Origin of the sequence: Kosakonia sp. H02, from assembly GCA_030704225.1 — a bacterium.
Taxonomy (GTDB): domain Bacteria; phylum Pseudomonadota; class Gammaproteobacteria; order Enterobacterales; family Enterobacteriaceae; genus Kosakonia.
Window position 1 is genome coordinate 2787274 of the sequence record CP131915.1, and the last position, 12616, is coordinate 2799889.

General features: G+C 53.3%; 11 protein-coding genes. 4 read left to right on the forward strand and 7 right to left on the reverse strand.

Going from position 1 to position 12616, the window contains the following annotated elements; genetic code table 11:
* Window positions 1-294: 294 nt before the first annotated feature.
* On the forward strand, window positions 295-558 hold the full coding sequence (gene rpsT, locus Q5705_13040; GenBank protein WLI75525.1) for a 30S ribosomal protein S20: 264 nt from the start codon (window positions 295-297) through the stop codon (window positions 556-558).
* Between the two features lie 47 nt (window positions 559-605).
* Here rpsT and nhaR read toward each other — a convergent pair whose 3' ends face one another.
* From nhaR to dnaK, 4 genes are all read right to left on the reverse strand, one after another.
* Window positions 606-1505 carry a transcriptional activator NhaR gene (gene nhaR / locus Q5705_13045; protein WLI75526.1) on the reverse strand — a complete coding sequence of 300 codons (900 nt, stop codon included), beginning with the start codon at window positions 1503-1505 and terminating at the stop codon, window positions 606-608.
* Window positions 1506-1528: 23 nt separating this feature from the next.
* Window positions 1529-2692: a Na+/H+ antiporter NhaA gene (gene nhaA, locus Q5705_13050; GenBank protein WLI75527.1), complete on the reverse strand. Its 1164-nt coding sequence runs from the start codon at window positions 2690-2692 to the stop codon at window positions 1529-1531.
* A 165-nt stretch (window positions 2693-2857) separates the two neighbouring features.
* Window positions 2858-4003, reverse strand: coding sequence for a molecular chaperone DnaJ (gene dnaJ / locus Q5705_13055; protein ID WLI75528.1), 1146 nt, complete (start codon window positions 4001-4003; stop codon window positions 2858-2860).
* A gap of 85 nt (window positions 4004-4088) precedes the next feature.
* Window positions 4089-6002, reverse strand: a complete 1914-nt coding sequence (gene dnaK / locus Q5705_13060) for a molecular chaperone DnaK (protein WLI75529.1) — start codon at window positions 6000-6002, stop codon at window positions 4089-4091.
* 296 nt (window positions 6003-6298) lie between these two features.
* Between dnaK and satP the strand changes: the two genes are divergently transcribed.
* On the forward strand, window positions 6299-6865 hold the full coding sequence (satP, locus tag Q5705_13065) for an acetate uptake transporter (protein ID WLI75530.1): 567 nt from the start codon (window positions 6299-6301) through the stop codon (window positions 6863-6865).
* 46 nt (window positions 6866-6911) lie between these two features.
* Here satP and Q5705_13070 read toward each other — a convergent pair whose 3' ends face one another.
* The 3 genes from Q5705_13070 to tal form a co-directional block, all read right to left on the reverse strand.
* Window positions 6912-8219, reverse strand: coding sequence for an MFS transporter (locus Q5705_13070; protein ID WLI75531.1), 1308 nt, complete (start codon window positions 8217-8219; stop codon window positions 6912-6914).
* Between the two features lie 125 nt (window positions 8220-8344).
* Entirely contained in the window at window positions 8345-8932 is a 588-nt protein-coding gene (gene mog, locus Q5705_13075; protein ID WLI75532.1) for a molybdopterin adenylyltransferase, read from the reverse strand.
* A 106-nt stretch (window positions 8933-9038) separates the two neighbouring features.
* Entirely contained in the window at window positions 9039-9992 is a 954-nt protein-coding gene (gene tal / locus Q5705_13080; GenBank protein ID WLI75533.1) for a transaldolase, read from the reverse strand.
* A gap of 299 nt (window positions 9993-10291) precedes the next feature.
* Between tal and Q5705_13085 the strand changes: the two genes are divergently transcribed.
* Window positions 10292-11728, forward strand: a complete 1437-nt coding sequence (locus tag Q5705_13085) for a sodium:alanine symporter family protein (GenBank protein WLI75534.1) — start codon at window positions 10292-10294, stop codon at window positions 11726-11728.
* A 74-nt stretch (window positions 11729-11802) separates the two neighbouring features.
* A complete protein-coding gene (gene yaaA, locus Q5705_13090; protein ID WLI75535.1) occupies window positions 11803-12576 on the forward strand; it encodes a peroxide stress protein YaaA in 774 nt (257 codons plus the stop codon).
* The last annotated feature ends 40 nt before the right edge of the window (window positions 12577-12616 follow it).

Below are 12616 nucleotides of genomic sequence, written 5' to 3' on the forward strand. Positions count from 1 at the left end.
ATACCTTGTACAACGGGCAACGTTAACCGACGATTGCCTTAACACGCCAGAAAGGAGAGGGTTTTCATCAGGCTGCCTTTCGCTTGCATGAAAATCTGCCTCTGAGAGTGATTTTTCTGGTGGAAAAGCTGTATTCGCGGCACGCAAGCTGTTAGAATCCTGCGCCATCACTACGTAACGAGCGCTGTATATTAACGGCGCTTATTTGCACAAATCCATTGACAAAAGAAGGCTAAAAGGGCATATTCCCCGGCCTTTGAATTGTCCATAAAGATCATATTTGGGAGTTGGACCTTGGCTAATATCAAATCAGCTAAGAAGCGCGCCGTTCAGTCTGAAAAGGCTCGCAAGCACAACGCTAGCCGTCGCTCAATGATGCGTACTTTCATCAAGAAAGTATACGCAGCAATTGAAGCTGGCGACAAAGCCGCTGCGCAGAATGCATTTAACGAAATGCAACCGATCGTGGATCGTCAGGCCGCTAAAGGTCTGATCCACAAAAACAAAGCAGCGCGTCATAAAGCAAACCTGGTCGCGCAGATCAACAAACTGGCTTAATCGCTACGTTGTTGGCTTTGTGAAAAAACCCGCTTCGGCGGGTTTTTTTATTTCTGCTCCAGCGCAAACAGCGCCGAGTAATCCCGGTTGCAGATACGCTGCACCGCCGGATGCTGGATCATCCGCTCTGCAAATATCGCGTGATACTCCTCCAGCACATTTTCCACCCGACCGATTTCCACCACGCGATCATCTGCATAAAAATCATCAGCGTAGGATGTCGGTGCAACGAAAATGGCGTTATGCGCCGCGCCAAACGCTTTCATCAGCGCCGCGTCATCGAATTCCCCCAGAATTTCCACCTGCAAGTTTTGCACGTTAAACCAGTTCATCAGCTTACGACCGAGCATCGAACGGCGACCGGGGATTAATAAACGACGCTCTTCCAGGCACGCCGGAAACGGTTTCTGCGGCGGCGGGCTACAGCACCAGAAACTGACGCTGCATTCGCCGATTTTCACTGAAAACAACCCTTCCTGCTGCGCGGAATCAATGGGGCAATCGGAGATGATCATATCGAGTTTGTGCTGGCTTAACTGCTCCAGCAGTAGCTCATGAGTCGATTCGAAACAGCGCAGATGGATTGGCTCCCCTGGCTGCACTGCCGCATCCAGTATCCCACTGACCAGGCGCTTGGAGAGCGCGTCGGCAACACCGACATCAAACAGCAAATTCGCCTCTTTGCGATAGTTGATGATGTCTAGCATCTCCTGGCTCAAGGTGAACATTTTGTCCGCATAGCGAAAAACCAGTTCGCCCAGCTCTGTCGGCTCCAGCCCCCTGCCCTTACGTTTAAAGAGCTTGCCCTGCAACCGCTCTTCCAGCGCTTTGATCTGCCCGGTGATGGTTTGCGGTGTCAGGTAAAGCGCCTCCGCCGCGCCAACGACGGAGCCTTCACGATAGACATGCCAGAAATAATACAAGTGGTTGTAATTGATATACGACATGGCGCTTCGCCCTTTACTTACTGCTACGTGCGGATGATGCGGGTGCGTAACAGGCAGTAACCGGCGACGGCGGAAATAATCGAGCCCGTAAGAATACTCAATTTACTCCAGGCAACCATCTCCGCATGGGCATCGCCAAAGGCCAGCGACGAGATAAAGATAGACATCGTAAAGCCAATACCACACAGCACGCCCACCGCCATAATTTGTTTAAATACCGCGCCTTGTGGCAACCTCGCCAGTTTCAAACGCAGCGCCAGCCAGCAGAAAAGTGAAATGCCAAGCGGTTTACCGATAACCAGGCCAGCGATAATACCTAAAGGCAGCATATCGGCGAGACCTGCGAAGGACATGCCATGCAAAGAAACACCAGCGTTAGCAAAAGCAAAGAGCGGCAGGATCAGCCATGCCACCCACGGGTTAATCGCGTCGGCCAGTTGATGCAATGGTGATACGCCGTTCTTCTCACGTAGCGGGACAAAGAACCCCACAACGACACCTGCAAGCGTTGCATGCACGCCGGATTTCAGTACCGCCGTCCACAATACAACGCCGACCAGCATATAAAGGCCGATGCGTCGAACATTCAGGGCATTCATAATCGCAAGCACGACAATGGCCGCGGCGGCAACGCCCAGCGCCAGCGTGGAGAGATCGTGGGTATAAAACAGCGCGATGATAACAATCGCGCCCAGATCGTCGATGATCGCCAGCGCCATCAGGAACACTTTCAATACGGGCGGTACACGGTTACCCAACAGCGCCAGCACGCCCAGTGCAAAGGCGATATCGGTAGCCGTTGGGATCGCCCAACCGTGGCTCACCAGCGGATTATGGAAATTAAACAACAGGAAGATCAGTGCCGGAGCAACCATACCGCCAAGCGCCGCAATCACCGGGAATACCGCCTGCTGGCGGCTGGCAAGCGTGCCTTCTACCAGTTCATATTTCACTTCCAGGCCGACCATCAGGAAAAATATCGCCATCAACGCATCGTTGATCCACAGCAGCATATCTTTCTTGATCTCAAGCGAACCGACCTTCAGCTCAACGGGGGTTTGCAAAAAGGAATTGTATAAATCCTGCGTTACGCCGAGGTTGGCACACAGCATAGCCAGCGCAGCGGCGATAATAAGCACAACGCCGCCCGCGGCGTCACTGCTAAAAAAACGTTGCAACAACTTCATCTTGTTCTCCCGATCCCTGTTACGTCGTGGCGGCTATCATACGCTGGCCTACACTTCGTTAAAATCAGATTATTATTGCGGATATACTCTCTTTTTCCGAGGGATGGAAAAACGTAAAAAAGAGCCCGGCAAAAGCCGGGCCTGGGTGTGCGTGGTGATATGCGCTTAACGTGTCAAATCATCAAAGAACTTCTTTACACCGTCGAAGAAGCTTTTGGAGCGCGGGCTGTTGTTTTCACCCGTCGGACCACCAAAGCTGTCTTGCAGATCTTTTAGCAGTTGTTTCTGTTTCTCGTTCAGACCGACCGGCGTTTCCACTACAACACGACACAGCAGGTCGCCCTGCGCACCGCCGCGTACGGATTTCACGCCTTTACCGCGCATACGGAACAGTTTTCCGGTCTGGGTTTCGCTCGGCACTTTCAGCTTCACGCGACCGTCCAGCGTCGGGACTTCGATTTCACCGCCCAGCGCCGCCATAGCAAAGTTAATCGGCACTTCACAGTACAGGTTATTGCCTTCACGCTCGAAAATCGGGTGTTGTTTAACCTGCACCTGAACGTACAGATCGCCTGCCGGTGCGCCGTGTTCGCCCGCTTCACCTTCACCACTCAGGCGAATGCGATCGCCGGTATCCACGCCTGCCGGGATTTTAACGGACAGGGTTTTCGATTTCTCAACGCGACCGTGGCCGTGACATTTATTGCACGGATCTTTGATGATACTTCCGCGCCCCTGGCAGTGCGGACAGGTCTGCTGCACGGCAAAGAAGCCCTGGCGCATCTGAACCTGGCCGGAACCGTGACAGGTCGGGCAGGTCTGCGGCTGTGTGCCAGCCTTCGCACCGCTGCCGTGGCAGACATCACACTCTTCCAGCGTAGGAATGCGGATCTCTTTGGTGACGCCACGAACCGCTTCTTCCAGCGTCAATTCCATGTTGTAGCGCAAATCCGCACCGCGCGCCGCGCGCTGACGACCACGGCCACCGCCGAAGATATCGCCAAACACATCGCCGAAAATATCGCTGAAGTCTGCGCCGCCACCAAAGCCACCGCCGCCGAACCCGCCGCCACCCATGCCGCCTTGCTCAAATGCTGCATGACCGTACTGATCGTAAGCCGCACGTTTTTGGGCGTCGGTCAGGACTTCGTAGGCTTCTTTGATCTCTTTAAATTTGCCTTCGGCCTCTTTATCGCCCTGATTGCGGTCCGGGTGATATTTCATGGCCAGGCGTTTGTACGCCTTTTTGATTTCACGCTCTTCCGCTGTTTTCGGAACGCCTAAAATCTCGTAATAATCTTGCTTCGCCATCGGTTTATCTGCCCCTTAACATACGAGCACGGGCGTGGAGAAAACCCCGACGCCCGTGCTGGTTATCTACCCTGCATCAGGGCGATTATTTTTTGTCTTTGACTTCTTCGAACTCGGCGTCAACAACATCGTCGTCTTTCGCGTCGTTCGCAGAAGCATCAGCGCCCGCCTGCTGCTGTGCGTGCTGCTGCTGTGCTATTTCCAGCAGTTTCTGGGAAACCTGCGCCAGGGCCTGCATTTTCGCTTCGATTTCAGCTTTGTCTTCGCCTTTCAGCGCCGTTTCCAGCTCGCTCAGCGCAGACTCGATAGCGGTTTTGTCTTCTGCCGGCAGTTTATCGCCTGCTTCTTCAACCTGCTTACGAGTGCTGTGCAGCAGATGGTCACCCTGGTTACGGGTTTGCACCAGCTCTTCGAACTTACGGTCTGATTCCGCGTTCGCTTCTGCGTCGCGAACCATTTTCTGGATTTCATCCTCGTTCAGACCAGAAGACGCCTTGATGGTGATCTTCTGCTCGCGGTTGGTATTCTTGTCTTTTGCAGACACATGCAGAATACCGTCGGCGTCAATATCGAAGGTTACTTCGATTTGCGGCATACCGCGCGGAGCCGGGTTGATGCCATCCAGGTTGAACTGGCCCAACGATTTGTTATCAGATGCGCGTTTACGCTCACCTTGCAGCACATGGATGGTCACCGCAGACTGGTTGTCTTCCGCAGTAGAGAACACCTGGCTGTGCTTGGTCGGGATGGTGGTGTTTTTGTTGATAAGCGCAGTCATCACGCCACCCATGGTTTCGATACCCAGCGACAGCGGGGTAACGTCCAGCAGCAGAACGTCTTTCACTTCACCCGTCAGCACGCCGCCCTGAACCGCAGCACCGATAGCAACGGCTTCGTCCGGGTTAACGTCTTTACGCGGTTCTTTGCCGAAGAACTCAGCCACTTTTTTCTGCACCATCGGCATACGTGTCTGGCCACCGACCAGAATCACGTCGTTGATGTCAGAAACGGACAGACCCGCATCTTGTAGTGCAACTTTCAGCGGCTCGATAGAACGATTCACCAGGTCTTCTACCAGGCTTTCCAGTTTCGCGCGAGTCACTTTGATGTTCATGTGTTTCGGACCGGTCGCGTCTGCGGTGATGTACGGCAGGTTCACGTCGGTCTGCTGTGCAGAAGAGAGCTCGATTTTCGCTTTCTCTGCCGCTTCTTTCAGACGCTGCATGGCCAGCGGATCGTTACGCAGATCGATACCCTGATCTTTCTTAAACTCTTCCACCAGGTAGTTAATCAGACGGCTGTCGAAGTCTTCACCACCCAGGTGGGTATCACCGTTGGTTGCCAGCACTTCGAAGGTTTTTTCGCCATCAACTTCATCGATTTCGATGATGGAGATATCGAAGGTACCGCCACCCAGGTCGTATACCGCGATAGTGCGGTTGCCGGTTTCTTTATCCAGACCGTAAGCCAGCGCAGCCGCTGTCGGTTCGTTGATAATACGTTTGACTTCAAGACCCGCGATACGGCCCGCATCTTTGGTTGCCTGGCGCTGTGCATCGTTGAAGTAAGCCGGTACGGTAATAACCGCTTCAGTTACCGGTTCGCCCAGGTAATCTTCAGCCGTTTTCTTCATTTTTTTCAGCACTTCAGCAGAGATCTGCGGCGGTGCCATTTTGGTACCTTTTACATCAATCCATGCATCACCGTTGTCGGCAGCAATGATTTTGTAAGGCATGATAGATTCGTCACGCTGGACTTCTTCGTCCTGGAAGCGACGGCCAATCAGGCGTTTGATCGCAAACAGGGTGTTTTGCGGGTTCGTCACTGCCTGACGTTTAGCCGGCTGACCTACCAGAGTTTCGCCATCCTGTGTGTAAGCAATAATAGAAGGCGTGGTGCGGTCACCCTCAGCGTTCTCAAGCACGCGTGCCTGAGTTCCATCCATAATGGCTACACAAGAGTTGGTTGTCCCAAGGTCGATACCAATAATTTTACCCATCTAAACGTCTCCACTAAAAATTCGTCATCATGTGGTTGTGAACCTGTAATAAGGGCGAAACGTGCGGTTTCAACTACCCTGCATTGATTTTTTTCAGACTCACACACTGCGGTTGACTACAAGATGGGGTCGCAACGCGGCTCATCAAGGGGTAAGGATAAAAAATATTTTAAATTAACACCTGTTCAGATCATAGACAGGTTATTTAGCCCTATTTATGATGCCGCGCCCCGCCACTTCTACAGGGAGGCGGTCTTTTATTTATCCTTTTTCATATTGAATTATTTTGAGGAATTATGGGCAACACTAAGTTGGCTAATCCGGCTCCGCTGGGCTTAATGGGCTTCGGCATGACCACTATTTTGCTTAACCTGCACAATATTGGTTTATTCCCGATGGACGGCATTATCCTGGCAATGGGCATTTTTTATGGTGGTATTGCGCAAATTCTCGCAGGCCTGCTTGAGTACAAAAAGGGCAACACCTTTGGCTTAACCGCGTTCACTTCTTACGGTTCTTTCTGGTTGACGTTGGTTGCTATTCTGCTTTTTCCGAAAATGGGGCTTGCGGATGCGGCAAACGGCCATTTCCTCGGCGTTTACTTAGGCATTTGGGGCGTCTTCACACTGTTTATGTTCTTCGGCACCCTGAAAGGCGCGCGCGCTTTGCAGTTTGTGTTCCTGAGCCTGACCGTGCTGTTTGCGCTGCTGGCAGTCGGTCATCTGAATGATAATGAAAGCATTGTGCATATCGCGGGCTGGATTGGCCTGGTGTGTGGTGCCAGCGCCATTTATCTGGCGATGGGCGAAGTGTTGAACGAACAGTTCGCGCGGACCATTTTGCCAATCGGCGAAACGCACTAAGTTCGCTTTATGAATGAATAAAGCGGAGCCATCAGGCTCCGTTTTTTTATAACGATTGCAGCGGACTTTCTGCAATTTTATCGGCGTGATAAATATCCTGTCGCAACCAGATCCCCAACGCCAGACCAATCAGTGACAACGCCAGCACATACCAGGCTGGAGCCATTGGCGATACGCCCATCAACATGGTGACGGCAACAGGCGTCAGCCCACCGAAAATCGCATACGAAACGTTGTAAGAGAAGGAAATGCCGGTAAAGCGCACTTCCGCCGGAAACGCGCGCACCATGACGTACGGCACCGCGCCGACCACGCCGACACACAACCCCACCAGCCCATACAGCATAAACAGCTGTTCAGGATGGCTGCCTGCCAGGTGGTAAAAGAACCAACTGGAACAGGCGAGCAGAATGCTGCCAACAATAAAGGTGCGGCTCGCGCCAAAACGATCCACTAACAGCCCGGCGGCCAGACAACCGAAGCACAGCATAACGGTGGCGATACTATTGGCCTGCAACGTTAGCGCAGGCGCGAAATCGTACTGCTTTTGCAGCCAAACGGGCGACATCAGGATCACCACCACAATGCCTGCGGAGAGTAGCCAGGTTAGCAGCATCGACACCACAACGGCTTTTTTATGTTTCAGCACCACCGATTTGACCGGCAGTTCTTGCGCCAGCGCTTTCCGTTGCTGCATTTCGAGAAAAATCGGCGTCTCCTGCAACCAGCGGCGCAGATACATCGCCACCAGGCCAAAAACCCCGCCCAGCAGAAAAGGAATACGCCAGCCGCCATCGTGGATTCCCTGCGGGGTCATGCTGGTATTCACCAGCGTTGCGACCACGGAACCGAGCAAAATCCCAACCGTCAAACCAGCCGTCAGTGTCCCGCATGCAATGCCGATACGCCGCGCCGGAACGTGCTCGGCGACAAATACCCACGCGCCAGGGACTTCACCGCCAATTGCTGCACCTTGCAGGACGCGCATCAATAACAGCAATAGCGGGGCGACAATGCCCACTGAGGCGTAAGTGGGTAGCAGGCCCATTGCCAGCGTCGGCAACGCCATCAGTAAAATGCTCAGGGTGAACATTTTTTTGCGCCCCACCAGATCGCCAAAGTGCGCCATCACGATGCCACCCAGCGGGCGCGCCAGATAACCGGCGGCAAAGATGCCGAAAGTTTGCACCTGACGCAGCCATTCGGGAATATCGGCGGGGAAGAAAAGTTCACCAACCACGGCAGCGAAAAAAACGAAAATAATGAAGTCATAAAACTCCAGCGCCCCGCCCAGTGCGGCGAGAGTCAGCGTTTTATAATCTTGTCTGTTCAGAGGGCGAGTGCAATTTGACATAGCGAACCGTTTGTAAAGAGGCGTGGAGATTTTATTTTTACGCGACATGTAAAGTAAAAATGACTATACCGTAAAACAATCAACACGCCAGAGGCGGTTCTGCTTATATCAGAAAAGGGCTGCTTTCAGGATAAAGTTTCGCGTCTTGCACTTTTGGGGCGAAAAGATGCTACTACCTGCGGATCGGTTTCCACATAAGGTCCGTCAAGCAGCTGTACACAATACGGTACACTGGCAAAAATACCCGGTACTTTAACCTCGCCGCTGGCGGTTTTCACCCCTTCCAGCGTCTCTTTGATCGATTTAGGCTGGCCGGGAAGATTGAGGATCAGCGCTTGTTTGCGGATCACGCCCACCTGGCGCGAAAGGATCGCTGTAGGGACGAAATTAAGGCTGATCTGGCGCATCTGTTCACCGAAACCCGGCATTTCACGATCGCCAATCGCCAGCGTGGCATCCGGGGTCACATCACGGCGTGCAGGCCCGGTGCCGCCGGTGGTGAGCACCAGATGACAGCTCATTTCATCCACCAGCTCGCACAACGTCTGCTCGATGATGCTTTGCTCATCCGGGATTAATCGGGTTTCGATATGAAAAGGGGTCGTTAATGCGGTTGCCAGCCACTCTTCCAGCGCAGGCAAGCCCTTGTCCAGATAAACGCCGCTGGAAGCGCGATCGGAAACCGAAACCAAACCAATGCGTAGTGTGTCCATAATTATTCCGTTCAAAAAAACCATTTACGGAATGATACACGCTGAGGGGAAAGGCAAACAGAGTGGAGAGAAGAAGCGTGACCGGGAGCCCGGCCACGCCTGATGGTTACAGCAGATCGCCGATCATTTTTTCCAGTTTTTCCTGGTCAACGGCAAACTTGCGGATACCGTCCGCCAGTTTATCTACTGCCATCGGATCCTTGTTGTGCTGCCACAGGAATTCCGCTTCCGTGATGCGTTCCGGACGCGCTTTCACTTCACCGGTGTAAGTCAGTTTGCGCTCAAGAGCGCCTTCGCTTTCAGACAGCTCTTTCAGCAGCGCCGGGGCGATAGTCAGGCGGTCGCAGCCTGCCAGTTCAATGATTTCACCTGTGTTACGGAAGCTTGCGCCCATGACCACGGTTTCATAGCCGTGCTGTTTGTAGTACTGGTAGATTTCGGTCACAGAAACCACACCCGGATCTTCTGTCGGTGCGTACTCTTTCTTATCGGTATTGGCTTTGTACCAGTCGAGGATACGGCCAACAAACGGGGAGATCAGGTAAACGCCCGCTTCGGCACACGCACGCGCCTGCGCGAAGGAGAACAGCAGCGTCAGGTTACAGTTGATGCCCTCTTTTTCCAGCTGTTCAGCCGCGCGAATACCCTGCCAGGTGGAAGCCAGTTTGATCAGGATACGATCGTTGCTGATGCCCGCATCGTTGTACATTTTGATCAGGCGTTTTGCTTTGGCGATGGACGCTTCGGTGTCGTAAGAGAGACGCGCATCCACTTCTGTTGAGATACGGCCCGGGATCAGTTTGAGAATTTCCAGACCGATGTTTACCGCCAGACGGTCAGTTGCATCAACAACTTGCTGCGCGCGGTTGCTGCTCTGGCTGCGAGCCCAGGTCACAGCTTCATCAATCAGTTTACGGTATTCCGGGATTTGGGCAGCGCCAAGGATCAGAGAAGGGTTGGTTGTAGCATCCTGCGGCTGATAGAGCTTCATTGCCGCGATATCTCCGGTATCAGCCACGACTGTTGTGTACTGACGCAGGGAGGTCAATTTATCCGTCATGATAATGTTTCTCTTTAAACGATACCCTGAATAAATCACGCAAGGACCGATGACGCATTTGCGGCTAATCGAGCCCAAACGCTGCCAGCGCACCTGAACGAGAAGTATGACGAGTATACTTGTTAGGGGGATGTAACCGGTCTGCCAAGATGATAACACGACGCCCTGTCAGCGCAACCGCAGACAATGCTGCGAAGATTGTATGGTAAACTTCCTGATTAATTGCCTGCGAAGTGCTGTGCTCATCCCGAAAGCCATTTCTCAGGGTCTCTCTCCCGGCATCGACAAGAGGGTTGTTAATGCCAGAATTTTTTTCATTTATCAGTGAAATCTTATGGGGCTCACTGATGGTATACCTGCTGGCGGCGGCAGGAATCTGGTTCGCCTTTCGCAGCGGGTTTGTCCCTTTTCGTTTTATTGCCGACTTTGGTCAAAGTCTGAAAAGCAGCCGATCCGCACCGCGCGACGCGCTCTCCTCCTGGCAGGCGCTGTGTCTGGGACTTGCCACCCGTTTAGGTAGCGGCAATCTGGCGGGCGTCGCATTTGCCTTAACCACCGGCGGCCCCGGCGCGATTTTCTGGATGTGGATTGCCGCCCTTGTCGGCATGGCAACCAGCTTCGCTGAGTGTTCACTCGCGCAACTCTACAAAGAGCGCGACGGCGAAAACCAGCTGCGCGGCGGCCCGGCGTGGTATATGGAGCGCGGGCTGGGTATGCGCTGGATGGGTGTGCTGTTTTCCATTTTCCTGCTGCTGACTTACGGTCTGGTGTTTAACACCATCCAATCCAGCGTGGTCACACGTGCCGTACATTACGCATGGCAGGTGCCGGGTATCGTCACTGGCGTGGTGCTGGCAACATGTTGCTTTCTATTGATGATCAAAGGGTTGAAGAACGTTGCCCGGCTGCTGCAATGGCTGGTACCGGTTATCGCGTTCATCTGGATTGTGGTGAGTTTTGGCGTCAGCCTCTGGCATGCCAGCCTGCTACCGGATGTATTTGCCACGATTATTAAAAGCGCATTCGGTTGGCAGGAAGCCGCGACAGGCACCATGGCGTACACATTGAGCCAGGCAATGACCAGCGGTTTTCAGCGCAGCATGTTAACCAATGAAGCCGGAATGGGATCGTCCCCCAACGCCGCCGCAATGGCAGCATCATCACCACCGCATCCTGCCGCGCAAGGTATTGTGCAGATGATCGGCGTACTCACTGATACTTTTTTGGTTTGTACCGCCAGTGCGCTGGTACTGCTGCTGGCAGGAAATGCCCCGGCAAATAATGTCTATGTAGGAATTCAATTGATGCAGCAGTCGATGGTGTCACTCACCGGCAACTGGGGCGCAGGGTTTATCGCCTTTATAGTGGTGCTGTTTGCCTTTACGTCGATCGTCGCCAATTACTTGTATGCGGAAAATAACCTGATCTTTTTGCGTCGCAATAGCCCACGAAATGTCTGGCTGCTGCGCAGCGGTGTCCTTGTCATGGTGCTTTTCGGTTCGGTGCTCAGCGTGCCGCTGATTTGGCACATTGCGGATGTGGTGATGGCGCTGATGGCAATGATCAATTTGATCGCCATCCTGCTGCTAACGCCCGTGGTCAGCCTGCTGGCGCGGGACTACTTTCGCCAGCGGAAATTGGGCGTGATACCGGTATTTAACGCGCAGCGTTACCCGGAGATTAAGCGCCAATTGGCACCCGGCACGTGGGATGAGCTCCCCCCTTCATCGCGCTAATCGCAACTATCGATCAAGTCCGTTGCTTTTTTTGCTAAAGTCAGCGGAAATTTCTCGCACAGCAAGGACTGAGTATGCTGATTTTGATTTCACCTGCCAAAACACTCGATTACCAAAGCCCGCTGGCGACCACGCGTTTTACCCAGCCGGAACTGCTGGATTATTCACAGCAACTGATTAAAACCGCCCGCAAACTCTCTGCGCCGCAAATCAAAGCCTTGATGGGCATCAGCGACAAACTTGCCGATCTCAACGCCACCCGTTTTCACGACTGGCAGCCGGATTTCACGCCCGACAACGCGCGCCAGGCGCTTCTGGCTTTTAAAGGCGATGTCTATACCGGTTTGCAGGCAGAAACATTTAGCGAGGCGGATTTTGACTTCTCACAGCAGCATCTGCGCATGTTGTCCGGTCTGTATGGCGTGCTACGACCGCTCGATCTGATGCAGCCTTACCGCCTTGAAATGGGCATCCGTCTTGAGAATGCCAAAGGCAAAGATCTGTATCAGTTCTGGGGCGATACCATCACCAACAAACTCAATGAAGCGCTTGTCGCGCAAGGCGATGAGATCGTGGTGAACCTGGCATCCGATGAATATTTCCGCGCGGTAAAAGCCCAGAAGCTGAACGCGCGCATCATCAAACCGGTGTTCCTGGATGAGAAAAACGGCAAGTTTAAAGTGATCAGCTTCTACGCCAAGAAAGCGCGTGGCCTGATGAGTCGTTACATTATTGAGCAGCGCCTGACCAGGCCGGAGCAGTTAACCGGGTTTGATCGTGAAGGCTATTTCTTCGATGAAGAGACGTCCACGCCGGACGAACTGGTGTTTAAACGCCACGAGCAGTAAAAGTGACGTTCCCCCGCGAGGGCTGCGGGGGAAACTGGAC